The following is a 24,474-nucleotide window of genomic DNA, read 5'->3' as shown; positions in this document are numbered from 1 at the left end:
GTCAGCGCTCCCCCTTCATGAGGTCGATGAACCGGTCGAACAGGTAGGCGGCGTCGTGGGGACCCGCGGCCGCTTCCGGGTGGTACTGGACCGAGAAGGCGGGGATGTCGAGGCACTCGAGGCCCTCGACGACGTCGTCGTTGAGGCACACGTGGCTCACCTTCACCCGGCCGTAGCCGGCGGGTGCGTCGCTCTCTCCGTCCAGAGGTGCGTCGACGGCGAAGCCGTGGTTGTGCGCCGTGATCTCCACCTTGTTGGTGGTGCGATCCATGACGGGCTGGTTGATGCCGCGGTGGCCGAACGGCAGCTTGTACGTGCCGTATCCGAGCGCGCGGCCCAGGAGCTGGTTGCCGAAGCAGATGCCGAAGAAGGGCACCTTCTGGTCGAGCACCTTGCGCAGGTCGCCGACGGAACGGTCCGCTGCGGCAGGGTCACCAGGGCCGTTGGAGAAGAACACGCCGTCGGGCTGCATGGCGAGGATCTGCTCGCCGGTGGTGGACGACGGTACGACTGTGACGCGCAGCCCGCGCTCGGCCATCCGCTCGGGCGTCATGGCCTTGATGCCGAGGTCGACGGCGACGACGTGGAGTCCGAGGTCCTCGCCCTTGGGCGCGATCTCGTAGGGCTCGGCGACCGAGACGGCGTCGGCCAGGTGGGCGCCGGCCATCTCCTCCCCTGCCTTGACGCGGGCGACGAGCTCGGGCACGTCTGCCAGCGCGTCACCGGAGAAGATGCCTGCACGCATCACGCCCTCGCGCAGGATGCGGGTCAGCTGACGCGTGTCGATGCCGGAGATGCCGACGATGCCCTGGCTCTCGAGCATGTCGTCCAGGCTGCGCGTCGCGCGCCAGCTCGACGGGACGCGCGCAGGGTCCCGCACCACGTAGCCCGCGACCCAGATCTGGGTCGACTCGTCGTCCTCGTCGTTGACGCCGGTGTTGCCGATGTGCGGTGCCGTCATCACGACGATCTGGCGGTGGTAGCTGGGGTCGGTCAGGGTCTCCTGGTAGCCGGTCATGCCGGTGTTGAAGACGATCTCGCCGAGCGTCTGCCCGGCCGCGCCGTAGCGCTTGCCCTGGAAGACCTGTCCGTCCTCGAGGACGAGCAGTGCCGTGTCGGTCACGCGGGGACTCCTTCGAAGGTCTGGTCGAAGCGCGGGTCCAGATACGTGGGGACGCCGCGCAGGAACGTGCCGACCGCTCTTCCGGGCAGCTCGCGCCCCGCGAACGGGGTGTTGCGGGAGCGGCTCGCCTGCGTCGCGGGGTCGACGGTGTGCTTGGCCTGGGGATCGACGAGCACGAGGTTCGCCGGCTCGCCCACGGCGATGGGGCGACCGTGGAGGTGGTCGACCCGCCCGATCCGGGCGGGCACCTCGGACATCACTCGCGCGACATCCCTCCAGGTCATGAGTCCAGTGTCCACCATCGCCGCCTGCACGGCGCCCACCGCGGTCTCCAGCCCGGTCATCCCGAACGAGGCCGCCGCCCACTCGCAGTCCTTGTTCTCGGATGCATGGGGGGCGTGGTCGGTGGCGATGATGTCGATCGTGCCGTCGGCGAGCCCCTCACGGAGCGCCTGCACGTCCTCCTGGGTGCGCAACGGCGGGTTCACCTTGAAGCGCGGGTCGTACGAACGCGCCTCCTCATGGGTGAGGTTCAGGTGGTGCGGCGTGGCCTCCGCGGTGACGTCGTAGCCCTTGGCCTTGGCCCACCGGACGATGTCGACGGCGCCTGCGGTGGACAGGTGCTGGATGTGCACCCGCGAGCCGACGTGGCCGGCGAGAAGCGCGTCGCGCACCACGATCGACTCCTCGGCGACCGCGGGCCACCCTGCCAAGCCGAGCTCGGCGGAGACGTCGCCCTCATGCATCTGCGAGCCCTCGGTGAGGCGCAGGTCCTGGGCGTGCTGGATGATCACACCGTCGAACGTCTTCACGTACTCGAGCGCCCGCCGCATGATCACCGGGTCGTAGACGCAGACGCCGTCGTCGGAGAAGGCACGCACGCGGGCCTTCGAGTGGGCCATCGCGCCCATCTCCGACAGGTGCTCGCCCTTGAGGCCCACGGTGACCGCGCCCACCGGGAACACATCCACCAGGCCGATCTCGCGTCCGCGTGACCAGACCTGCTCCACCACGCCCGCCGTGTCGGACACGGGGTTGGTGTTCGCCATGGCGTGCACGGCGGTCCAGCCGCCCCTGGCCGCGGCGCGCGAGCCTGTCTCGATCGTCTCGGCGTCCTCGCGTCCGGGCTCGCGCAGATGCGTGTGCAGGTCCACGAGGCCGGGAAGCAGGACGCAGCCGGAGGCGTCGACTCGGACCGCGTCGGCGGGTGCCTCGGCAGGGTCCACGATCAGGCCGTCCACGACGGCGATCTCACGCACCTCCTCGCCGTAGACGGACGCACCCGTGATGACGAAGGGCATGGACTCGCTCGGGGCGACGTACGGGATTGTGGCGCTCACTCGGCGCTCTCCTCTCCAGCCAGCAGCAGGTACAGCACGGCCATCCGCACCGCCACACCGTTGGCGACCTGTTCGACGATGACGGAGCGGGGCGAGTCGGCAGCCTCCGCAGAGATCTCCAGGCCCCTGTTCATGGGTCCGGGATGCATGATGATGGCGTGCTCGGGCAGACGGCCCATGCGGTCCGCGTCCAGTCCGAAGAGGCGCGTGTACTCCTCGGGGCTCGGGAAGAACGCGGAGCCGCCGCCGGTCATGCGCTCGCGCTGCACGCGGAGCATCATCAGCGCATCCAGGTCGTGCGCCTCGATCGCCTCGTCCAGGGCGTGGTGCACGGTCACGGGCCAGCCCTCGATGCCCACCGGCACCAGCGTCGGCGGCGCGACGAACACGACCTCTGCACCGAGCGTCGTCAGCAGCGAGACGTTGGAGCGCGCCACGCGTGAGTGGAGGATGTCCCCGACGATGCCGATCTTCAGCCCGTCGAGTCCCTTGCCGTCGGGGTCGGCGACCAGGTGACGTCGGGCGGTGAACGCGTCCAGCAGCGCCTGCGTGGGGTGCTGATGGGTGCCGTCACCGGCGTTCACCACGTGGCCGTGCATCCAGCCGGCCTCGGCGAGCTGCTGCGCGGCCCCGGAGGCCCAGTGGCGGATGACCACCGCGTCGGCGCCCATGGCCTGCAGAGTGAGGGCCGTGTCCTTCAGGCTCTCGCCCTTGGAGACGCTGGAGCCCTTGGCCGCGAAGTTGATCACGTCGGCGCTGAGGCGCTTCGCCGCCGCCTCGAAGGAGATGCGGGTGCGGGTCGAGTCCTCGAAGAACAGGTTCACCACGGTCTTGCCACGCAGGGTGGGGAGCTTGCGGATCTCACGCTCCTGCGTGGCGGCCATCTGCGCCGCGGTGTCGAGGATCTGGATGGCCTCGTCGCGGCTCAGCTGCGGGGTGCCCAGAAGGTGCCTCATGCGTCGTCCCCTCCCCTGCCTCCGGCCAGGATGACGGCGTCCTCGCCGTCGATCTCCGTCAGGTGCACGTCCACGCGCTCGCTGCGCGAAGTCGGGATGTTCTTGCCGACGAAGTCGGCGCGGATCGGGAGCTCGCGGTGGCCGCGGTCCACCAGGACTGCGAGCTGCACCGCGCGGGGCCTTCCCAGATCCTTGATCGCGTCGAGCGCGGCACGGATGGTGCGGCCGGTGTGGAGCACGTCGTCCACGAGGACGACGACCTGGTCGTCGATCCCGGCCGACGGCACCCTGGTGGTGCCGATGGTGCGGGTCGGCTGCCGGTGAAGGTCGTCCCGGTACATGGTGATGTCGAGGGCGCCGCAGCGAGCCTGCGTCTCGAAGCCTTCCTCGACCTCGGAGATGCGGCGGGCGATCCTCTCCGCCAGAGGGAGCCCGCGGGTCGGGATGCCGAGCAGGACCACGGATCCGGGCCCGTCGTTGCGCTCGAGGATCTCATGGGCGATTCGGGTGAGCGCGCGGCTGATATCAGGCGCGCCGAGCAAGGTGCCGGTCACGGCGACCTCCTTCTCCGCCTCACAGGACGGTGGTTAAAGGGTGTCGGGACAAGGGTAGCCGACGAGGCCGGGTGGTGCGGTCAGACGAGGCGCGCCGCGACACGTCGCGGCGCCGCACGGGGTTCAGTCGGCGGAAGGTGCGGCCTCGGCGTCGAGGTCGACCTCGGGGGCCACGTCCGACGGGAACGCAGGCGCCTCACGCGCGATGCGTCCGAGTACGCCGTTGATGAAACGCGGCGAGTCGTCCGTGGACAGGTCCGTCGCCAGCTCGAGCGCCTCGTCGATCGCCACCGCGGTGGGCACGGACGGGTTGAAGAGGATCTCCCACGTGGCCAGGCGCAGCAGCGCCCTGTCCACGGCAGGCATGCGGGTGAGCTCCCACTCGGGGGATGCCTCCTGCACCAGCGCGGAGATCTCGATCCACCGGGAGACCACTCCCCTGACGAGCTCCTCGGAATACGGCGGGAGCGGCGTCTCACGGCCCGAGTCCGCCAGGCGGGCCTCGAGCACCTCGGTGACGTTCGCACCGCGCTGGTCGGCCTCGAAGAGGATGTCGAGCGCGCGCTTGCGTGCCTTGGTGCGGGCGGCCATGGGCGGGTGTCCTCCTGGAGGTGAGAGATCTGCGAGCCGCCCTCGGGAGCGGCGGCGATGCGACTCACAAGGATACGCGGTCAGTCGGTGATCGGGTTGCCCGCGACCTCCTGAGCTGTGAGCAGATCTCCCGATCTCTCTAGCTCGTCGAAGACCCTGCCCGGCAGCACCCATGCGACCGTCACGCCCTGCGACAGCGGTGCGAAGACCTCGGCGCCTGCAGACTCCAGTGCAGGCGATACCCGACGCGAGAAGATGATGTCATAGCCGTGCAGAGGGTCAGACCCCACGTCCAAGAGGGCCACCGGTCGCGAACCAGCCTGGAAGTACAACATGTTGACCCGCTGCTGCAGCGCGGAATCGAAGGCCACCTGAGCGCCGTCGGGCAGCTGTTCGAAGGGGGTAGCCGCATCGGCGCTCTGCGTGCGAGCGAGGATGATGTCGATGTGCAGGGTGTCGTACCACAGCGAGAGCGCCGCGCCCCCGATCAACAGCATTGGCACGACCAGCCCCCGCCACCAGGCGGTGACCACGGTCAGGAAGGTCAGGCCAACCGTCCATGCCATGATCGATACCCACGGCTGTGGACGCCCTTCGAGGAAGTCGTCGATGCTCAACCACGGTGCCACGCCGAGCACATGCATCTCAGCCCACCGACCGGTCGCTCCCACCAACGGTGCAGTCACCCAAAGCATCAGACCGGACGTCGCCGCTGCGACGGCAACCGTGAGCACGGACACGAGAGGCCATCTCAACCTCACCGTAATGACGACGCCGAGTGTTGCGAGCACCGCCCACAGATTGTCGTTGTAGCGACCGTAGAACCATAGGTCGAAGCGAGGCGTCTCTGACCACGGGGCACTCTGCACGATCGACAGCGCGAGCGAGGCGACAACGGCGAGTCCGATGAGCCGCGCCAACGGAGACGCCCGCAGGTGCCGAGCCACCCACATTGCGCCGACGATGGAAGTCCCCGCCCACGCGAGAACGCTGTACCAGGTCTGACCGATCAGGACAGCGACCACAGAGTGGATTGTGGCGCCTGCGGTCTGCCCGAAGGTGCTCGACACTCTGGGATCGTCCTGAATGACCAGGGATGTCACCCACCGATACATCAAGAAGGCGCCGAACGAGAGCACCAGTGCCGTAGACGCTGCGATCACCGCATGCCACCGAGCGCGGCGCAACAAGGTGAGACACCAGATGCCGCCAGCGAGCGCGAGTCCCGCTCCGCGACCATGAGCAAGTACCGCACCTCCGACAGCAACTCCGAAGACAAGAGCTCTCGCGACGTCGGGTCGTTCCGCAAGTCGGGCGCCGGACAGGATGACGCACACGGTCATCAAGAAGTACAAGTGCTCCGCGAAGAGGAAGTCGCCGAACAGAGACCGTGCCGGGGCCACCGCAACGAGGCTTGCGACGATCACGGACAGATTCCGGCTCGCACCGAACCTGATCGCGATGCGCGACAACGGCCAGATCGCCAGCAGGCCCATGACTGCCGATACCCCGATCCCCATGCGATAGACCGTCACCGGGTCGTCCGTGAGCCACCACGCGGGTGCCATCAGCACCGCGAGCCCCGGCATGAATCCCGCCCCGATCAGGTGCCAGGTGGCCGGTAGTCCCGCGAGCACACGCGAGTTGCCGACCATGACGATCTCGTCCAAGGCGACGACCGGATACCGGGCGTTCCAGGCGACAAGAATGTAGGTGAGGATGGCGATCGCCACTGCGGCGACGGCCAGCTTCGGGCTCGGGTTCCAGTGGAAGTCTGGTCGGCGGCCCCACCACCTGGTTCGGGGCCGACGCGCGTGGTCCACGGGAGAGAGGACGGTCATGCACGGGACCGTATCAGCGGTGCGGTCCACCTCACGACGTCCACGCCGCGAACGACAGCACCCGCCCCTCGCGCGAGAGGAACGGGTGCGACGAAGTCAGAGGACGATCAGTCGTTGACGCGACCCAGGTACTCGCCGGTGCCGGTGTTGACCTTGACCTTGACGCCGGCCTCGAGGAAGAGCGGCACCTGGATCTCCTTGCCGGTCTCGAGCGTCGCGGGCTTGGTGCCACCCGAGGAACGGTCGCCCTGAAGGCCAGGCTCGGTGTAGGTGACCTCGAGCACCACCGAGGCAGGCAGCTCGAGGAAGATCGGGTTGCCGTTGTTCGAGCCGATCGTGGCGGTCTCGTTCTCCAGCAGGTAGTCGGTCGCGTCGCCCATGACCTCTGCGGTCACGTTGATCTGGTCGAAGGTGTCGGGGTCCATGAACACGTAGGACGTGCCGTCGAAGTAGAGGTACTGCATGGAACGGCGGTCGACCGTCTCGAACTCCACCTTGGCTCCGGCGTTGAACGTCTTGTCGACGACCTTGCCGGTGAGGACGTTCTTCATCTTGGTCCGGACGAAGGCGCCGCCCTTGCCCGGCTTGACGTGCTGGAACTCGATGACAGCCCACAGGTTGCCGTCGAGGTTGAGCACGGAGCCGTTCTTGATGTCGTTCGAGGTCGCCACTTGTCTGTCCTTCGGTATGAGCGTCTGATGATCGCGCTCCGAGGGCGCGACGGGCCGCCGACGATTCTAGCCCAGCCGCGTGGCGATCGCGCTGAGTGCCAGCCTGTAGGAGTCGACGCCGAACCCGGCGATGGTGCCTGTCGCCACCCCTGAGATCACCGAGGTGTGCCTGAAATCCTCTCGCGCATGCGGATTCGTGAGGTGCACCTCGACCAGCAGCAGGCCGGCTGCGGTGACCATCGCGCACGCATCGCGCAGCGCGTACGAGTAGTGCGTGAACGCTGCTGGGTTGAGCACCACCTGCACGCCCTCGTCGACCGCGGCGTGCATCCAGGCCACCAGCTCGGACTCGTCATCGGTCTGGCGCACGTCGACGTCCAGCGCGAGCTCGCCGCCCCACTCGTGCGCGAGGGTCACGAGCTCCGCGTATGCGGTGCTGCCGTACTTCTCGGGCTCCCGGGAGCCGAGCCGTCCGAGGTTGGGGCCGTTGGCGATGAGGACGCGCGTCATGCGCCCAGGCTAGCGGGGGTGTCAGCCGCTGACAGCGTCGTACGCGCCGAGCAGCAGCGCGGGATCGGGACCTTCGAGCCTCACCGGGTTGCCGATCCCCTGCAGGATCACGAAGCGAAGCAGGTCGCCGCGAGTCTTCTTGTCGCGCCGCATCGCGGTGAGCAACGCATCCCAGCGACCTGCAGGGTAGGTCACCGGCAGACCGAGCGATGTGAGGATCGAACGATGCCGATCGACAGCGGCGTCATCGAGCCTCCCGGCCAGACGTGCAAGCTCCGCGGCGAACACCATGCCGACGCTGACGGCCGAGCCATGCCGCCACCGGTAGCGCTCGGTGTATTCGATCGCGTGCCCGAAGGTGTGGCCGTAGTTGAGGATCTCCCGCAGGTGCGACTCCTTGAGATCTGCGGCGACCACCTCTGCCTTGACGCGCACCTTGCGGGTGATGAGCTCCTCGAGCACCTCGAGCGAGGCCGGCGTCAGCACATCCGCACGAAGGGCGTCGGCGTGCTGCTCCACCAGGTCCAGGATCACGCCGTCACGGATGAAGCCGCCCTTGACCACCTCGGCCAACCCCGCGACTCGGTCGTAGGCAGGCAGCGTCGCGAGCATGTCCACATCGCACCAGACCGCATGAGGCTCGTGGAAGGCGCCTACGAGGTTCTTGCCCTCGGCGGTGTTGATGCCGGTCTTGCCGCCCACAGCGGCATCGACCATCGCGAGCACCGTGGTGGGGATCTGCACCACAGCGATGCCGCGGGTCCACGTGGCGGCGACGAAGCCCGCCAGGTCGGTGACCGCTCCTCCGCCGAGCCCGATCACGACATCCGAGCGGGTGAAGTCGGAACGCCCAAGCACCTGCCAGCAGAACGCGGCGACCTCGGCGGTCTTGCCGGCCTCGGCGTCGGGCACCTCGGCCAGCACGGCCTCACGCCCGGTCGCCTCGATGCGTGCACGGAGGATGTCCGCCACCTGCCGCATGGGAGCGGAGTGCACCACCAGCGCCTTGCGGGACCCAGGAGGAAGGCTCGTGATGGCCCGCTCGAGCAGCCCGGAGCCCACGGTGACGTCGTACGGGGCGCCTGAGGCGACGTTCACCACGGTGCTCATGCGTCGGCCTCCAGGCCGGCGATCCACGCGGCGGCCTGCGCAGGCGTCAGTGCATCGGTGTCGATGCGTCTGCTCGCCACGCGCTCGTAGACGGGACGACGGGCGGCCATGAGCTCCTGCCAGCGCGCACGCGGATTGCCCGCGAGCAGGGGCCGGGCGGCGTTGAGACCTACGCGTGGGGCGGCCTTGGCCAGCGAGACGTCGAGGAAGACCACCTCGCCCCCCTGCGCGACGTACGTGGCCAGCAGCCCCTCGGTGCGTGGATCGAGCACCGCTCCCCCGCCCAACGAGAGGACTCCGTCGTGCTCGGCGAGCGCTACGGCCACGGCTTGTGCCTCGAGCTCGCGGAATCGGGGCTCGCCGTCCTCGAGGAAGATGTCGGGGATGGACTTGCCTGCCGTCGTGGCGATGTCGTCGTCCGTGTCGCGCCACGTCACCTCAAGGAGGGAGGCCAGACGCTTCCCGACCGAGGACTTGCCGCTTCCGGGGGGTCCGATGAGGACGACGCGGGGGGCGGCCATCACCGCAGGTGCTCAGGGATCGCGGCGACGTAGGACGCGATGTTGCGCCGCACCTCGTCGACCGAGTCTCCGCCGAACTTCTCCAGCACGGCGTCCGCGAGCGTGAGCGCGACCATCGCCTGCGCCACGACAGCGGCAGGAGCCACCGCGCAGACGTCGCTGCGCTGGTGGATCGCCTTGGCCGGCTCCCCCGTGGCGGTGTCGATCGTGTCGAGCGCGCGGGGAACGGTGCTGATCGGCTTCATCGCCGCGCGTACCCGCAGAGGCTCGCCGTTCGTCATGCCGCCTTCGAGACCGCCTGCGCGGTTCGTGCGCCGCGTGACGGCACCGTCACGGTACTCGATCTCGTCGTGCGCCTGCGAGCCGCGCCGCGCGGCGGTGCGGAAGCCGTCGCCGACCTCGACGCCCTTGATCGCCTGGATCCCCATCAACGCACCGGCGAGCCTCGCGTCGAGGCGACGATCGCCGTGGACATGGCTCCCAAGCCCGACGGGCACGCCGTACGCCACCACCTCGACCACGCCGCCGAGCGTGTCGCCGTCCTTCTGGCAGGCGTCGATCTCGGCGACCATGAGCGCGGACGTCTCTGCGTCGTAGCAGCGGATCGGATCGGCGTCGAGCTCCTCCGTCGCGTCGGCGGGCGGAAGGACCGCGTCGTCGGGGACCGCGATCGGGCCCACCTGCACCGTGTGCGCCACCAGCCGGATCCCTGCGGCCTGAGCGAGGAACCGCTCGGCCACCTCGCCCAGCGCGACCCGTGAGGCCGTCTCGCGGGCCGAGGCGCGCTCCAGCACAGGCCGGGCGTCGTCGAAGCCGTACTTGGTCATGCCGACCAGGTCGGCGTGTCCGGGACGCGGGCGCGTGAGCGCCGCCGCGCGAGCGCCGCCGAGCTCCTCCGGGTCCACCGGGTCGGCGCTCATGACGGTCTGCCACTTGGGCCACTCCGTGTTGCCCACCATGATCGCGACGGGACCGCCCTGGCTCATGCCGTGACGGACGCCGCCCAGGAACGTCACCTGGTCCTGCTCGAAGGCCATCCGCGCGCCGCGTCCATAGCCCAGGCGCCTGCGCGCGAGTGCCGACTGCACGTCAGCGGTGGTGACCTCGACACCGGAGGGGAGCCCCTCCAACGTGCCCACGAGGGCGGGTCCGTGCGATTCGCCTGCGGTGAGCCATCTCAGCATGGTGGTCATTCTTCCATGGTCAGGACGCGGCTCGGCCCCGGGGAGCGTGACTCCCCGGGGCCGACCACCGCATCCGAGCGGGTGCTACTCCGTGCCAGCCGTGCCGGTGAACGGGTTCGCCGACGACGGCGTCTCCGTGCTGTCCACGAGCGACTCAGGGAGCGTGGGGTCGACGTCAGCGGTCACGTAGGTGAAGACGTCCAACCCGAAGACGCCGTCGTACACCCCTGAGCCCACCTCAGTCTCAGTGATCTGCGATGTTGCCACGTAGACGAACCGGTGGTCGCCCAGCTGCAGGTCGGTCAGGGCGCCAAGGACCTTCGCGTAATCGCCTTCGACCGTGAGCTGCATGGGGGTCGCGACAAGCGACGTGAAGGTGAGCCCGTCAACCACCGACTCCTTCCCCACCGCCGCCGCGGCGTCAGCCAGCACCAGGTGCGAAGGATCGACGACAGCCGGCGCCGAAGCGCTCAGATCGACGACCGTGATCCCGTACGCGTTGGCGGTGTCATTGATCGTGCTGCGGACCGACTCCAGGTCCTCGCGGACCGGGAGGTCGACGCGCACCGCCGCGAGATCCGCATTGATCTCGTCGAGCCGCGCATAGTCGGCGAGCAGTCCGTCGAGTTGGGTCTGTAGAAGCTCGTTCTGATCGTTGGTCGCCGACGTTTGCTCGATGGCGAACGCGCGCGCGTCCAACGCCGGAGAGAAGATGAGGAACCACGCGCCGATGGCAAGCAAGAGCGCGATGAAGAGCGTGCCGATCGTAATGTCGGTGTTCGAGCGCCTCACGTCAACCCCTCATTCCCTGTGCTGCCTGAAGCAGACCTGTGTACTGGTCCGCCAGCCCCGGCGTGCTGTCGTCGCCGAACCAGGCGTCCGAGAACCGCTCACTGTAGACGTCGTAGGTCACCCGGATGGTTCCAGTGATGCGGTACCCGGTGGTGGGCTCGCCCTCCACCGCGGCACCCTCGACTGCCAGGTTCGTGGCTTCGGTGACACGCACCTGCGAGAACGCCGGATAGCCCGAAAGGCCCAACTGGATGTCGTTGGCAGTGACGAGGTCAGGGGTGATCGCCGTGAAGGTGATCTGGCCGACATCGGCGCGCGCGAACGCGTCGGTCGAGGCGCCGGCGGCGCTGTCGAACGTGGTGAGACCGAAGACCGCGTCCGTGAGGTACGACCCCTCGGGCATGGCGCCCATGAGGTCGCCGAGCACCTTCGCGCGGACCACGTCGGTCGCGCCGACGAACTGTCGTGCTTGGGTGACGTCGTTGAGCTCCGTCTTCAGGTCCGCGACGTACTGGTACTGCGCGATCTGGGTGTTGAGGTCCGACTGCTTCTGCTGCGCATCGGCAAGATCGCTCTCCGCGGACGCCTTCAGCATGTTGAGACCGACGGCGCCTGCCGCGAGCAGAAGAAGGAAGCCGATCACCAACGCGATGGCGGCGCGCATGGCACGCGCACGCTCACGCCGCTGACCTACCTCCGGTGGGATCAGGTTGACCTGAGGGAGCGTGGGCGCCTTCACTGACGCGGGAACCGGGTTCACGACTCGACCTCCATCATGCCCAGGCCCACCGCGACCGCCGCGAGCGTCTGCTGACCGTTGACCGTCTGCGCGAGCTTGCCGCCCACCGCGACCCTGGAGAAGCCGTCTCCGAAGCTCACCGGGAGCCGGCACGCGCTCGCGAGGTACTGGCCGAAGCCGGCCAGGTGTGAGCCGCCACCGGTGATGAGGATGCGCTGGATCGGGGCACCCGGGTTGTTGCCGGCGTAGTACACGAACGTGTTGCGGATGCCGTCCACCAACGTCCTGGTGGAGTTGCCGATCGCGTCCTTCGCAGGCTGAAGCTCCGGGGCGACCTCGTTGCCCATGCCGGTCGCACGCTTGATGCCCTCGGCGTCGGTAGCGGAGACCTTCATCGCGCTCATCACGGCATCGGTGGCCTCGGCGCCTCCGGACGGGATCACGCGGATGAAGCGAGGCATCCCGTTCTGCACCACCACCACCTCCGTGGTGCGTGCGCCGACGTCGACGAGCGCCACCACCTGCTGCGCCCACTCGCCGAACACGAGCGCGCGGATGAGCGCGAGCGACGTGAGATCCACTGCCACCGGCTGCAGGCCTGCAGCCTCGATGGCGGCCACGGTGTTCGCGACCGCGTTCTTGTTCGCCGCCACGAGGATACCCCGAAGCTGCTTGACACCGTCCTCTTCGACCTCCGCCGTCGGGTAGAAGTCCAGGAGAGCGTCGTCCACGGGCATCGGGAGCAGATCCGACACCTGGAACGGCAGCGAGGAACGGAGGTCCTTCATCGTCATCGCCGGCAGGTCGAGCTCACGCAGGACGGTCCGCTGATTGCCGAACCCCACGATGACCTTCTTCTCCGAGAACTTGGCGCCGGCCCAGAGGTTCTTGAGCACTGCCGCCAGAGCGCCTGCATCGAGCACCTCGCCGTCGCCGACCACGCCCGCAGGCAGCGGAGCCGACGCGAAGTTCACCAATGACGCGCGTCCGCCACCGCCGGGGCCCTTCCCGGACAGCTCGAGCTCGGCCACCCTCACCTGCGTCGTTCCGATATCGACGCCAATCGCACGTGTCGCCACGGTGCTCCTTCCCAAGAATTGCTACCAGAATATCGGCAGCAGCTTCGCCGCCCTCAAGTCTTGCGTGAGATTTCTCCCATTCACGGGACTCGCCCGTTTCCCCCTGTTTGTCTTACACGACCCCGAGCATTCCCAGATATGCATTCGAAATGGCTTCGCCAGCGAGGAATCCAATCCACGCTCCGGTGATGAGCATGGGTCCGTAAGGCACCGCGGTCTTTCTCCCCAGACGGCCCGAGAGCACGCCCACCGCGACGACGATCCCGCCCAGGAGCGGCCCCGCGATCGCGGCCACCGCCAGGACGGGCCACCCCAGGAATCCGGCTGCAAGGCCCAGCAGGCCCGCTGCCACGACATCGCCAAGGCCCATCCCTGCCGGATAGACCACCCAGAGAAGCCCGTAGAACCCACCGAGCACGCCCATGCCCGCGAGCGGCATCCACCAGGCCCCACCCTCCCCGAGCAGGAGCGCGATCGCGAGCAGGACGGCGACGACGCCGTAGCTGGGCAGCACGATCGAGAACGGCAGCCGTCGCACATCGAGGTCGATGAAGACCAGCGCCACCGAGATCACCGCCAGATATGCGAAGACCAGCGAGGTGACGGAGATGCCCCACATCAGGTAGACGGCGACCCAGAGAGCGGCGACGAGCGCCTCCACCAGGGGGTATCTGAGCGAGATTCGCTCCTTGCAGGAACGGCAGCGTCCGCGAAGCACCACGTAGGAGACGAGCGGGACGTTGTCGTACCACTTGATGTCAGCCCCGCAGCGAGGGCAGCGGCTCGTGTCGTTCGCCCACTTCATGCCCTGCGGCACACGTGCGATGAGCACGTTCGTGAAGGACCCCCACAGCAGTCCGAGGACCGCGACGATGAACATTCCCACGCGTCAGCGCATCTCGCGCTTGCTGGCGATCTGCACGTAGTAGCCGGACGACGCGGACGACTGATCGATCTGCAGCTCGACTCCCGGAAGATCCACGGCCTTGTAGATGAACTCCGTACCGGTCTGACCCACGGTCACCGTGCCGCCGTAGACTTGGCCGTAGCTGGTCGACTTGTTCTGGAACCCGATGGTGCATGGCGAGTACATGAAGATGGTGATCTCAGGAGCAACCGTGATCGCCGCGGAGCTCAGCGAGATGTTGCCCGGTGTGTATCCCGTCGACGAGCGAGTGGTGCACTCTGCGACGCCGTTGTTCTGGGTACCACCGTCGGCGACGATGATCGCGAACTGGTGCTCCTTCCCGTCGCCGGACTGGACCACGAGACCGTTGGTCACGTCCAAGGACTTGACGAAGAGCACCGTGTCGGCCCAGAGGTTCATGGTGAAGTATGTGTTACCCGAGTGGCTCTGGATCTTGAGCGCGCAGTCACGCATGTCGTAGACGGTCTTGGTGTTCGACTTGTTGCTCGGGAAGTTGACTATCGCGTCGGACATGTTCGCCGGGACCGTGCAATTACCCAGATCAGTCGCAAGGTTGGTGTTCTGCCACGACTTGGTGAACGTCGGGTACCAGGCGTTCTCCACCTGCGTCGCGAATCCGGCCTTGTTCGAGGGGGTCCAGCCCGTCCAGTCGACCGGGTAGTAGTCGATCTCAGGAAGCCCTACCGGGGTGTAGTACTCGAGGCCCGGGCACACGGTGGTGTTCGCAGAGCAGATGGTGCCGCTGATCGATGAGCCGGTCCACTGCACGGTACCGAGCGGCACGTTGCCGCCCACCGCCAGGTTGCCCTTGATGGTGATCGGGTTGTTGAGGATCAGGTTGCCGCTGAACGCGACAGCGTTGCCGCCGATGTGATAGCCGCCGTTGGCTGCCTTCACCTGGGCCTGGATGAACGTCTTCGCATACACGTTGCCGGTGACGTAGCAGCCCTGGCTCTGGAACGTCGCGCTGCCGTTGGGGACGAAGACGGAACCGTCGATGCTGGTGTTGTTCGGGTTGCAGAGCCAGTCGCCCGAGTCCTGCCAGACTGCCGCGGCCTCGGAGTCCGCCGCTGCGCTCACGTTGTAGCCGCCGCCCGGGTTGATCGTGCCGCCGCTGAACAGTGCGGCACCGGGGATCGAGGTCGCGATGGCCTGCAGGTTCACCGTCGCCTCGACGATTCGTTCGGGCTGGACGCCCACGCCCGGAGCAACAGGATCCGATGTAGCCGTGACAACCGCCTTCGTGGCGGCGACGGCGCCGGAAGCACCGGTGAGGGCACCATTGGTGCAGGTGAGCTCGGTCGTGTCGTCGTAGTACTTCAGGGTCACGTTGACCGTCGTCGCGGTGGTGCCCGCGCCGTACGTGTAAGTCTGTGAGCACACCGCGCCCGTGCGAAGCGACGCGAGCGTCGCGTCCACCGCGGCCTCAGCAGAGTGAACCTCGGTGGTACGCACACGATCGCGCTGGGAGTCGTTCGTCACGACCACCGCCTGGGTAACGACCACGGCCACAAGCATCATGCCGATGATCGCGACGCCCACGGCCGCGACGAGCGCGCTGCCGCGATCGACTGGGCCGTAGTGCTGGTGCTCTCTCATCGTCTGCTCCTGCTGCATCTCTCTAGGGCGCCGGGTAGGCCTGGCACTTGGACTCGGGATATCCGATCACGCTGTTGCGGCCGGTCACGACAGTTGACACCGAGACAGCTTTCGCGGACTCTCTGGCCGATGGATCCTTGAGCCGGAGAGTCACACGAACGAACTGCGCCGTCGTCGTACCGGTATTGCTGTCATCGACCCAGAACGGCGGCCACGTGGTCGGATCGGTCGGATCGATGTCCGCCGAGGACACCGGGTTGACATCCATCTCGACGAGATTGCGCGCGACTACGCCCCAGTCGGTGGCACCGCCGGTGTTCCCCGGCTCCCACGAACGGAACTGGAGGTCGCCGAACCCATCACCGTCGGCGTCGATGACGCGCCACTGGACGCACATGTCCTTGCCGTTTTCCTGCGTGTTGATTCGCATGGAGAAATACGCCTTCACGCCCGACGTGTTCTCGTCCTCGCTGGCAGGATCCAAGATGACGTTTCCCGAGCGGATTTGCCTGTCGATCTGTGACACGCCCAAGCGCGCCTCCTCGATGGCGCGTGTCTGCGCCAACGTGTCCTTGGAGAGATAGGTGATCGAGATGAGCACCGAGAAGACGATGCCCATGAGGATCCCGAAGATCAGCATTGACACGAGCAGCTCGGTCAGCGTCATGCCGGCGTCAACCGGGCCGGGTCTGCGGTATCTACGCATCGCTCGGCTCCAGGTAGGTCGCGGAGGCGCGCATCCCACCCAGGACGGTGGTGGATGTCACGTTGTAGGTCGTCACGCCATCGGTGATCGTGTAGGTCACGACGATGGAGATCGTGCCGCCATCGATGGTGCCGGTGCAAGCCTCGAGCACGCAGGTCGGGTCGGAACTCGTCCCGCTCGGGTGGGCCGCGCTGATAGTGAAGCCCCCGGTAGCGCTTACGGTGTAGATGCCGCTCGTCCACATCACGGGCTCGATGCTCTGCGTGGCGAGGTCACTCAAGTCCGTGTTCTCGTCGAAGCTCACGCTCGAATAGCCGCTGTTCGGACCGTCACCTGTCCACCAACTCAGCGTGCCGCAGCGGGACGCCTGCGGGGTGGCATTGGGCTGGCTGACTCCGCGCTCGGCGAGCACGCTCTCCGTGTAGTCGCTGCACTGCCCCGGCGTGCCGGTGACCTCGAACAGACCGTCGTGCGCTGCGGAGGACGCGGGATCGGGCACACCGCCGACTATCCGTGTCCAGTTGCCGCTAAGCACCTTCCCGACCGAGATGTCCGCCGACGTGCGCGACGCGCCCGCAGACACGCACCCCGAGTCAGTGGTGGCGGCGCATCCCAGACCGCCAGTGCTCGCTGGCGCGGTCGGGAAGCGCGCCGTCCATGCCTGATCAACGTTCGGGGACGACTCCGAGAGCCTGCGCGACAGCCGGAAGTCGGTGCCGTTGACGGTCATCATCAGGTACGTCGAGCCGTTCTGAATGGTGCTGTTGTTGGTGAGCTTGGCGACGCTGCAGCCCGAGTCGGCTGGTATGCCCGCCAGGCAGCCTGTGGTCATGGCAGCGTCCAGCGAACCCGACCGCCCCTTGTCCGACATTGCGCGGAACGACACGAGGGCACCCGACGCCGTCAACGAACGCTCGGACTCCAAGACGTCCGTGGACGAGACGGTGACCGCCGACGGATCAGCCGGCGTTGGCGATACCACGTCGTTTGACGCAGACAGCTGATAGGCGGTGCCGCCGTTGAGCCAACCCATGTCTCCAACCTGAGTCGAGTCCACGTTGTCGTCGACGCTTGATGAACCGTATTGAAGGTACGCGGTGGTGTTCGTCACCTGTTGGCTCTCGAGGATCGATGAGGTGGAGGCGCTCTTCACGAAGAGTGAATAGAAGATGTTGGACGTCGGGTAGAGCAGGTTGGTGCGTGAGTGCGTCGTGGTGAGGGGGTCGACGACCTCAGCGTCGACGGAGCTGGAGTAGGTGCCCGACGACGACTCGGACGAGTAGTAGGCCTCGCACCCTGTCAGGTACGGCTGCACTGACTCTTGCGCGCTGTTGCACGCATCGCCGCGGAAAGCCTCCGACCACATCACGGTCTGCTGCCAGTGACCCCTGGTGTCCAACCACTCCACCACAGCCGCAAGCGACACGATCGAGCTGTCGAGGACGGTCGGCTCAAGCACGTAGGCCTTGACAGTGAAGACCGTGCCGGCAACGGAAGGATCGGTGCGCGTTTGGACGTTCGAACCGTCCGTGGTGACGAAGATTGGAGTCCACAGCGGGTCCAGCGTGACGGTCGGGTCTGTACTTGCGAACACATGCGTCGAAGTGCGGATCTGCCGGGACTGGCCGTCGACCTGGAGCGTGGTGCCAGAGACATCCGGGGTGTCGCTCGAGGTATTGTTCGAGCCGCCCGAGTTGAAGTTCGTGTCCAGGCCGCCTGCGAGCACCGCCCAGGGGATGGCACGCATCTGCTCCATGGCCTCGTTCGCGAATGCCGTGGCCTGCTCGCGCTTGCGCGCATCCGAGACGGTGCGCATCGCTGACAACTGAGCGCCGATCAGGAACACCAGGATGATGGCGATGATCACCATCGCGACGATGAGCTCAATGAGCGAGAAGCCATCGTCTCGCTCACTCAGCTCGCGCCGTCGCGCAGTCAACGCCTGCAACACGGTCTCTCCCCTCAGTCTGGTGATCCATCTTCGGCCGATTCACGGCCCGGATCCGTGGGGCGACATCGAGTATGCCGCCCCACGGATCACTTCAGTCTTGCCAGATGCGAACCTGCTTAGCAGGCTGCGTCGGCGCCGATCTGGAGGCCACCGGCGGCCGAGTACGAGGCGCCGCCAGAGGCAGCGGTCGTCTTGTCTCCCGAGTCGTTGTGGACTGCGACGCACCAGTTGGTGCCGGTCATGGTCCCGCCGGCGGGAAGCGTCGAGATGCCATCGAAGACGACGTTGTTCGATGCCTGGCCGACCGTTGTCATGTCGCCAGCGGTGCCGATCATGTACGAACCATTGGCGTTCACCGCGATGGTCGGGGCGACGGTACCGTCAACCCACCACGTTGCGACCTCCTTGCCGAGGGTCGACACGTCAGCCTTGGCTGCCGAGTCCTCGGCCTTCTTGCGCTGGTTCAGGAAGATCGGGATGGCGATGGCCGCCAGGATGCCGATGATGATCATGACGACGAGGAGCTCGATCAGGGTGAAGCCCTGGTCCTTGTTCTCGATGGACTTGCGGATGCGCGCGATCATGCGTGCTCCCCCATTTCTATGTGCATTGTTTTCAATATGAACCCCGCGGCGGACCGCGGATTTAACGTCCCGGAAGAGCGATCAGAATGCAATCCCTCAACCGCGGACGAGCCTATTCTCTTGAACTAGCTGATCAGGTCGAACACACCGAAGATCGGCAGGTAGAGCGCGATCACCATGAATCCGACAATTCCGCCCAGCACCGCAATCATGAGCGGTTCGATAAGCGACGTCAATGCCTCTGTGGTGGATTCCACCTCTTGATCGTAGAAATCCGCCACCTTTGCCAGCATCTCGTCCAGGGCACCCGTGTCCTCACCCACTGCGATCATCTGCACGACCATCGGCGGGAACACCGGGTGCTGCGTCAAGGGCGCTGCCAGCGAGTTGCCTGTGCGCACCGATTCCTTGACCGCCTTGGAGGCATCCTCGATCACCACGTTGCCCGAGGCCTCACCCACGATGTCGAGGGCTTGGAGGATGGGCACGCCGGCCTTGATCATCGCGCCGAAGTTGCGGGTGAAGCGCGCGATGGCGATCTTCTGCACCAGGCTGCCGAACACGGGGGCCTTCAGGTACAGCGGCTCCACCACCTCGCGGAACTTCCGGTTGTTCTTGTTCCGGTTCCACCACACGACCAGCACGACGATGCCGATCACCAGGGGCACGAACCCGTACTTCAACGCCGTGGACATGTTCACCAGGAACTGCGTCAGCGCGGGAAGCGTGCCGCCCAGGTCGGTGTACATCTTCGCGAACACCGGCACGATGAAGAGCAGCATGCCGATCACCGCGAGCACCGCGATGGCGAACACGACGATCGGGTACGTCATGGCCGACTTGATCTTGCCGCGCAGCTTCACCGAGGACTCGAAGTTCTCCGCGATGGACACCAGGACGTCGTCCAGGAAGCCTCCGACCTCACCGGCGCGCACCATGTTGATCATCAGCGGCGGGAAGACCTCGGGGTGCTTGCCCAGAGATGCGGAGAGCGAGTTGCCTGTCTCGATGTCCGTGCGGACCTCGCGGATCACCTTCACGAGCGCCTGGTTCTCGGTCTGCTCGGACAGGATGGTCATGGCGCGCAGCAGCGACAGACCGGCCTGGATCATGGTCGCGAGCTGGCGCGCCATCACCGCGATGTCCTTCAGGCTGATCCGATCGGAGAGCCCCGGGATCTTGAGCTCGGTGTTGAGCCCGCCCGTCTTCTCGGCCTTGATCGAGATGGGCGCCATGCCCATCGACTTGAGGCGTGCGGACACCGCCGCCTCGCTCACCGCCTCGATCTTGCCCGTCTGCACCTTCCCCGCCGCGTCACGGATCTGGTACTCGTACGTCTGCGTCTGCGTTGCCATCGGTCAGCGCTCCCCCGTCACATCGATCCGCCGGCGAGCGTGGCGCCCTGGGTCGTGCCGCCGGCACGACCGCTCAGGCGGTTGAACTCCTCGGTGTGGTGGCACTTCTCCAGGCCGGTCTCGTAGGAGATCTTGCCCGCCTTCACGAGGTTCGCCAGATGCTGGTCCATGGTGTGCATGCCCTGCTTCTGGCCCGCCTGCATGGACGAGTAGATCTGGTGCGTCTTGCCCTCACGGATCAGGTTGCGGATAGCCGACGTCGCGACCATCACCTCGGTGGCCACGGCACGGCCGGGGCCGTCGGCCCGCTTGCACAGCGTCTGGCAGACCACGCCCTGAAGCGCGGTCGCGAGCTGCACCCTGATCTGGTCCTGCTGGTGCGCGGGGAAGACGTCGATCACTCGGTCGATGGTCTGCGCCGCATCCTGCGTGTGCAGGGTGCCGAACACCAGGTGGCCCGTCTCCGCAGCCGTCAGGGCCACAGAGATGGTCTCGAGGTCGCGCATCTCGCCGACCAGGATGATGTCCGGGTCCTGGCGCAGCACGTGCTTGAGCGCATTCGCGAACGACCACGTGTCCGTACCCACCTCGCGCTGGTTCACCAGCGACTTCTTGTGCTTGTGGAGGAACTCGATCGGGTCCTCGACCGTCATGATGTGGTCCGCGCGCGACCGGTTCGCCATGTCGATCACCGACGCGAGCGTCGTCGACTTGCCCGATCCCGTGGGTCCCGTGACGAGCACAAGCCCGCGAGGCAGACCCGCGAAGGTGCCCACCACCTGCGGGATGCCGAGCGTCTCCAGCGGTAGAATCTCGTACGGGATCACGCGGAAGGCCGCGCCGATCGACTCGCGCTGCATGTACACGTTGACGCGGAAGCGAGACTCCCCCACCAGCGAGTAAGCCAGGTCGAGCTCCAGCTCCGTCTCGAAGTCCTCACGCTGCTTCTGGGTGAGGATCGCATAGATGACGCGCTGCAGCTCGTCTCCGCCGAGCTTGCCGTAGCCCTCGAGCGGGGTAAGCCCCCCGTCGACGCGGATGGTCGGAGGCGCTCCCACTGTCAGGTGCAGGTCGGAACCGCCCGCCTTGAGGAGCGCACGCAGGGCGGTGCCCAGGTCCAGGTCATCGCCGCGCACCTCATTGCTCATGCCGACGCGCGCGGGGCCGGGCTGAGCCGAGTGCTTCACCATCGAGGGCTTCGCGAGTCCCGCCTGCGGCGCCGATCCGGCCTGGGGCGCCTGAGGCGCCTGCGGCGGCAACGCCGGCTGCTGCGGCTGCGCCACGGGCTGTCCCGCGGGGACGTAGCCGCCGGGCACCTGACCGGGCACCGGCGGCATGGATGCAGAAGGCTGGCTCTGCGGCATGAGCGGCTGACGCTGCACCACGGGCTGCGCGACGGGCACCGCGGGCGCGGCGGGCGTCGGCGCGAACACGGGCTGGCCCGTCGGCGCGCTCGGCGCCTGGTACGCGGCCTGGGGCTGCGGCTGCCCCGGCACCACCGGGTCGAAGTGACCCTGCGGGACCGCGCCTGGCTGGGGCGCGTACGCGGGAGCCCCAGGCACGGACTGACCCTGGCCCGGGACATTCTCAGGCATGAACGACGTCATCGGCACTTCCCCTCAGCACGACCTTGAACGTCCTGCAACGAAACTCCGTGGTGGATATCGGCACCATTGCCCATCTTCACAAGGAATGGCGCCGTGAACGCGGAGCACGCACCGTCATAGTAGGCGTCCGGCCCATCACTTGACCACACGCAGCAGCTCCTCGACAGTCGTCAGGCCGTCCTGGGCCTTGGCCCAGCCGTCCTGGATCAAGGTCTGCATCCCTGCGGCCTCAGCCGCCCGCTGGATCGATGCCGACGATGCACGTTCCACCGCAAGGCGCTCGATCTCCTCGTTCACGGGCATGATCTCGTGAAGCGCCACACGACCGCGGTAGCCCGTGTTCGAGCACGAGTTGCAGCCCACGGCCTTGACGAGCGACGGCGGCTGCGGGCCTTCCCACCCGAACCGCGCGATCTCGGCAGGCAGCGGCGTGTAAGGCTGGCAGCACTTCTGGCAGACGCGGCGTGCGAGTCGCTGGGCGACCACGCAGTCCACTGCGGAACCAACGAGGAAGGGCTCGATGTCCATCTCGATCAAGCGTGTGATCGCCGACGGCGCGTCGTTGGTGTGCAGCGTCGAGAGCACCAGGTGACCGGTGAGGGCGGCCTCGATCGCGATCTGCGCCGTCTCGTGGTCGCGGATCTCACCGAGCAGGACCACGTCCGGGTCGGCTCGCAGGATGGAGCGCAGTGCGCCTGCGAAGGTCAGGCCGGCCTTGACGTTCACCTGCACCTGGTTGATGCCCTCGATGCGGTACTCCACCGGGTCCTCGACCGTGATCACATTGATCTCGGGCCGCGAGATCTGGTTGAGCGTCGCGTACAGGGTGGTCGACTTGCCGGAACCCGTGGGACCGGTGACGAGGATCATGCCGTAGGGCTTGGTGAACGACGCCGCGAAGATCTCATAGTTGTGCTCGCGGATGCCCAGGTCCGCGAGCTCCATGGCCGCGGTCGAGTTGTCGAGCACGCGCATGACGATCTTCTCGCCCCACACCGTGGGCAGCGCGGCGACACGGAGGTCGATCTTCTGCCCCTGGTGAGTCACCGAGAGGCGGCCGTCCTGAGGCTTGCGACGCTCGGCGATGTCCATGTCCGCCATGATCTTCAGACGGGAGATGACGCCGTTCTGGATCGACTTGGCCGCACGCTGCATCTCGTGCAGCACGCCATCGATGCGGTAGCGGACCCTCAGGTCCTTCTCTCCCGGCTCGATGTGGATGTCGGAGGCGCGGTCCTGGATGGCCTGCGTGATCAGGAGGTTCACGAAGCGGACGATCGGAGCGTCGTCCTCGATGACCGCCGACATGTCGGAGAGGTCCTCGACGACCTCCTCCTCCATGGAGCCCTGGAGGTCCTCGAGCTCGTGGTCCGCGCGGCAGTACCTGTCGATCGCCTGCTGCAGGTCGTCGTGCGTGGCGACGACCGGGAGGATCTTCATGTTGGTCAACGTCTGGAAGTCGTCGACGGCCACCACGTTGCCCGGGTTGGACATCGCCAGCTTGAGCTGACCGTCCTCGAATCCGATCGGAAGCGCCACATGTCGTCGGCACACCTGTGCGGACACGAGCGCGACCGCGCTCCGGTCCACCTGGTAGTCCGCGAGCTCGACGAACTGCATGCCGACCTGACTTGCGAGGGCCCGGACCAGCTGGGCCTCCGTGATCATCCCGAGCTCGACCAAGGTGCGTCCCAGGGACTGACCCCGCTGCTGCTGGGCGTCGATCGCGTCCATCAGCTGGTCCTCGGTCAGGATGCCCTCCTCAAGGAGGATCGACCCGAGCTGCTTCACTGTGACTCCCTACTGCCCCTCAGATGCACACGAAGGCGTATCGCCCTGCGAATTTAGCATCGGCACAGAATGCCGGGAACAACAGAGTCGGAATAATCACACTTGGGACAAAGCCGCATCCATTGCGGCAATTGGTCCCTTTTGTCCGGTTATCAACCGAACCTGTTCGGATGCCTGATGAAGAAGCATTCTTTGACCACCGACGAACGTGCCGCCGGCCTTGATCCAGCCAGCGGCGAGAGGGGTCACCGGAGGGTCGTACACCACGTCGAGCAGCACTCCCGACGCGTCGAGCAGCGACGGCGCGAGAGCAGCGCCCGCGGATGCGGGAATGGTGGACACCACCACATCCGCATGCGACAGCCTCTCGCCGAGCGCGGCGTCCGCCTGCGGTTCACCCAAGGGCACCAGGCTCGGCGAGACACCCATGCGGGACGCGGCGCGCACCAGACCGCCCGCCCGCGCACGGCTGCGCGCAGCGACCACAGGCGCCGTGCAGCCGAGCTGCCCCAGAGCCGCCAGCGTGGATGTCGCCGTGGCACCGGCACCGATCACGACCGCGGACTCTGCCCTCTCGATTCCCGCCTCACGCAAGGCTGCGACGATCCCGTGCACATCGGTGTTCGCACCGATCAGGTGTCGGGTGCTCCCGACATGCTGCACCACCACGGTGTTGAGGGCCCCCACCAGCTTGGCCATGGGCTCGATGAAGTCCATGAGGGGCATGGCCGCCACCTTCAGCGGCATCGTCAACGACAGTCCCGCCCACTCAATGCCGAGTCCGCGCACGAAGTCGGGCAGCTGCTCCTCGGTCACGTCATACGCGTCGTACTCCCAGTCGAGCCCGAGCGCACGATAGGCGGCACGATGCAGCACCGGCGACAACGAATGCGAGATCGGATGACCGAGCACGCCGGCGCGGCGCACCTGACCCGTCACGCG

Annotated in this window: 23 protein-coding genes; all 23 read right to left on the bottom strand. The window is 67.0% G+C overall.

What is annotated here, in order from left to right; translation table 11 throughout:
- Window position 1: 1 nt before the first annotated feature.
- Window positions 2-1,123 (bottom strand): glutamine-hydrolyzing carbamoyl-phosphate synthase small subunit, encoded by a 1,122-nt coding sequence (gene carA / locus RN607_RS06675; RefSeq protein WP_313501255.1) that lies wholly within the window; start codon window positions 1,121-1,123, stop codon window positions 2-4.
- The gene (locus RN607_RS06670) at window positions 1,120-2,463 is read right to left on the bottom strand and encodes a dihydroorotase (RefSeq protein WP_376784250.1); all 1,344 of its coding nucleotides are present in this window, start codon (window positions 2,461-2,463) and stop codon (window positions 1,120-1,122) included. The genes carA and RN607_RS06670 overlap by 4 nt, the downstream gene beginning before the upstream one ends.
- A complete protein-coding gene (locus RN607_RS06665; protein ID WP_313545205.1) occupies window positions 2,460-3,419 on the bottom strand; it encodes an aspartate carbamoyltransferase catalytic subunit in 960 nt (319 codons plus the stop codon). Before RN607_RS06665 ends, RN607_RS06670 begins: the two co-directional genes overlap by 4 nt.
- Window positions 3,416-3,973, bottom strand: coding sequence for a bifunctional pyr operon transcriptional regulator/uracil phosphoribosyltransferase PyrR (pyrR, locus tag RN607_RS06660; RefSeq protein WP_313501250.1), 558 nt, complete (start codon window positions 3,971-3,973; stop codon window positions 3,416-3,418). The genes RN607_RS06665 and pyrR overlap by 4 nt, the downstream gene beginning before the upstream one ends.
- A 123-nt stretch (window positions 3,974-4,096) precedes the next feature.
- Window positions 4,097-4,564, bottom strand: a complete 468-nt coding sequence (gene nusB / locus RN607_RS06655; protein WP_313501247.1) for a transcription antitermination factor NusB — start codon at window positions 4,562-4,564, stop codon at window positions 4,097-4,099.
- A gap of 80 nt (window positions 4,565-4,644) precedes the next feature.
- Window positions 4,645-6,297, bottom strand: coding sequence for a glycosyltransferase family protein (locus tag RN607_RS06650; protein WP_313545203.1), 1,653 nt, complete (start codon window positions 6,295-6,297; stop codon window positions 4,645-4,647).
- 215 nt (window positions 6,298-6,512) lie between these two features.
- Window positions 6,513-7,076 carry an elongation factor P gene (gene efp, locus RN607_RS06645; RefSeq protein ID WP_313501241.1) on the bottom strand — a complete coding sequence of 188 codons (564 nt, stop codon included), beginning with the start codon at window positions 7,074-7,076 and terminating at the stop codon, window positions 6,513-6,515.
- A 66-nt stretch (window positions 7,077-7,142) separates the two neighbouring features.
- Window positions 7,143-7,586 carry a type II 3-dehydroquinate dehydratase gene (locus RN607_RS06640; protein WP_313545202.1) on the bottom strand — a complete coding sequence of 148 codons (444 nt, stop codon included), beginning with the start codon at window positions 7,584-7,586 and terminating at the stop codon, window positions 7,143-7,145.
- A gap of 21 nt (window positions 7,587-7,607) precedes the next feature.
- Complete coding sequence (gene aroB / locus RN607_RS06635) at window positions 7,608-8,696, bottom strand: 3-dehydroquinate synthase (protein WP_313545200.1); 1,089 nt, start codon at window positions 8,694-8,696, stop codon at window positions 7,608-7,610.
- Window positions 8,693-9,217 carry a shikimate kinase gene (locus RN607_RS06630; RefSeq protein ID WP_313545198.1) on the bottom strand — a complete coding sequence of 175 codons (525 nt, stop codon included), beginning with the start codon at window positions 9,215-9,217 and terminating at the stop codon, window positions 8,693-8,695. Before RN607_RS06630 ends, aroB begins: the two co-directional genes overlap by 4 nt.
- Window positions 9,217-10,401, bottom strand: a complete 1,185-nt coding sequence (gene aroC, locus RN607_RS06625) for a chorismate synthase (RefSeq protein ID WP_313545402.1) — start codon at window positions 10,399-10,401, stop codon at window positions 9,217-9,219. Before aroC ends, RN607_RS06630 begins: the two co-directional genes overlap by 1 nt.
- A gap of 84 nt (window positions 10,402-10,485) precedes the next feature.
- The gene (locus RN607_RS06620; protein ID WP_313545196.1) at window positions 10,486-11,193 is read right to left on the bottom strand and encodes a hypothetical protein; all 708 of its coding nucleotides are present in this window, start codon (window positions 11,191-11,193) and stop codon (window positions 10,486-10,488) included.
- Between the two features lies 1 nt (window position 11,194).
- A complete protein-coding gene (locus RN607_RS06615; RefSeq protein ID WP_313545194.1) occupies window positions 11,195-11,953 on the bottom strand; it encodes a PilN family protein in 759 nt (252 codons plus the stop codon).
- On the bottom strand, window positions 11,950-13,011 hold the full coding sequence (pilM, locus tag RN607_RS06610) for a type IV pilus assembly protein PilM (protein ID WP_313545192.1): 1,062 nt from the start codon (window positions 13,009-13,011) through the stop codon (window positions 11,950-11,952). Before pilM ends, RN607_RS06615 begins: the two co-directional genes overlap by 4 nt.
- A 112-nt stretch (window positions 13,012-13,123) precedes the next feature.
- On the bottom strand, window positions 13,124-13,891 hold the full coding sequence (locus RN607_RS06605; RefSeq protein WP_313545400.1) for a prepilin peptidase: 768 nt from the start codon (window positions 13,889-13,891) through the stop codon (window positions 13,124-13,126).
- A 9-nt stretch (window positions 13,892-13,900) separates the two neighbouring features.
- Window positions 13,901-15,538 carry a hypothetical protein gene (locus tag RN607_RS06600; protein ID WP_313545190.1) on the bottom strand — a complete coding sequence of 546 codons (1,638 nt, stop codon included), beginning with the start codon at window positions 15,536-15,538 and terminating at the stop codon, window positions 13,901-13,903.
- Between the two features lie 22 nt (window positions 15,539-15,560).
- Entirely contained in the window at window positions 15,561-16,205 is a 645-nt protein-coding gene (locus RN607_RS06595; RefSeq protein ID WP_313545188.1) for a PulJ/GspJ family protein, read from the bottom strand.
- A 31-nt stretch (window positions 16,206-16,236) separates the two neighbouring features.
- Window positions 16,237-18,195, bottom strand: coding sequence for a type IV pilus modification PilV family protein (locus tag RN607_RS06590; RefSeq protein ID WP_313545186.1), 1,959 nt, complete (start codon window positions 18,193-18,195; stop codon window positions 16,237-16,239).
- Between the two features lie 116 nt (window positions 18,196-18,311).
- Complete coding sequence (locus RN607_RS06585; protein ID WP_313545184.1) at window positions 18,312-18,779, bottom strand: type II secretion system protein; 468 nt, start codon at window positions 18,777-18,779, stop codon at window positions 18,312-18,314.
- Between the two features lie 125 nt (window positions 18,780-18,904).
- Window positions 18,905-20,134, bottom strand: coding sequence for a type II secretion system F family protein (locus RN607_RS06580; protein ID WP_313545182.1), 1,230 nt, complete (start codon window positions 20,132-20,134; stop codon window positions 18,905-18,907).
- A 17-nt stretch (window positions 20,135-20,151) separates the two neighbouring features.
- On the bottom strand, window positions 20,152-21,729 hold the full coding sequence (locus RN607_RS06575; RefSeq protein ID WP_313545180.1) for a PilT/PilU family type 4a pilus ATPase: 1,578 nt from the start codon (window positions 21,727-21,729) through the stop codon (window positions 20,152-20,154).
- A gap of 147 nt (window positions 21,730-21,876) precedes the next feature.
- Entirely contained in the window at window positions 21,877-23,532 is a 1,656-nt protein-coding gene (locus RN607_RS06570; protein ID WP_313501206.1) for a GspE/PulE family protein, read from the bottom strand.
- Window positions 23,533-23,628: 96 nt separating this feature from the next.
- The gene (locus RN607_RS06565; RefSeq protein ID WP_313545177.1) at window positions 23,629-24,471 is read right to left on the bottom strand and encodes a shikimate dehydrogenase; all 843 of its coding nucleotides are present in this window, start codon (window positions 24,469-24,471) and stop codon (window positions 23,629-23,631) included.
- Window positions 24,472-24,474: the final 3 nt, after the last annotated feature.

This window comes from Demequina capsici, assembly GCF_032102965.1.
In the GTDB taxonomy this organism is placed as follows: domain Bacteria; phylum Actinomycetota; class Actinomycetes; order Actinomycetales; family Demequinaceae; genus Demequina; species Demequina capsici.
Note: the sequence above shows the minus strand (reverse complement) of the source record. Positions and strands in the feature narration are given on the sequence as shown.

What these genes read in the sequence shown, in the direction of transcription:
- RN607_RS06665 (WP_313545205.1), bottom strand. Translation starts at nt 3,419, where the DNA reads ATGAGGCACCTTCTGGGCACCCCGCAGCTGAGCCGCGACGAGGCCATC.
- nusB (WP_313501247.1), bottom strand. Translation starts at nt 4,564, where the DNA reads ATGGCCGCCCGCACCAAGGCACGCAAGCGCGCGCTCGACATCCTCTTC.
- RN607_RS06640 (WP_313545202.1), bottom strand. Translation starts at nt 7,586, where the DNA reads ATGACGCGCGTCCTCATCGCCAACGGCCCCAACCTCGGACGGCTCGGC.
- aroB (WP_313545200.1), bottom strand. Translation starts at nt 8,696, where the DNA reads ATGAGCACCGTGGTGAACGTCGCCTCAGGCGCCCCGTACGACGTCACC.
- RN607_RS06630 (WP_313545198.1), bottom strand. Translation starts at nt 9,217, where the DNA reads ATGGCCGCCCCCCGCGTCGTCCTCATCGGACCCCCCGGAAGCGGCAAG.
- aroC (WP_313545402.1), bottom strand. Translation starts at nt 10,401, where the DNA reads ATGCTGAGATGGCTCACCGCAGGCGAATCGCACGGACCCGCCCTCGTG.
- RN607_RS06605 (WP_313545400.1), bottom strand. Translation starts at nt 13,891, where the DNA reads ATGTTCATCGTCGCGGTCCTCGGACTGCTGTGGGGGTCCTTCACGAAC.
- RN607_RS06600 (WP_313545190.1), bottom strand. Translation starts at nt 15,538, where the DNA reads ATGAGAGAGCACCAGCACTACGGCCCAGTCGATCGCGGCAGCGCGCTC.
- RN607_RS06595 (WP_313545188.1), bottom strand. Translation starts at nt 16,205, where the DNA reads ATGACGCTGACCGAGCTGCTCGTGTCAATGCTGATCTTCGGGATCCTC.
- RN607_RS06585 (WP_313545184.1), bottom strand. Translation starts at nt 18,779, where the DNA reads ATGATCGCGCGCATCCGCAAGTCCATCGAGAACAAGGACCAGGGCTTC.
- RN607_RS06580 (WP_313545182.1), bottom strand. Translation starts at nt 20,134, where the DNA reads ATGGCAACGCAGACGCAGACGTACGAGTACCAGATCCGTGACGCGGCG.
- RN607_RS06575 (WP_313545180.1), bottom strand. Translation starts at nt 21,729, where the DNA reads ATGCCTGAGAATGTCCCGGGCCAGGGTCAGTCCGTGCCTGGGGCTCCC.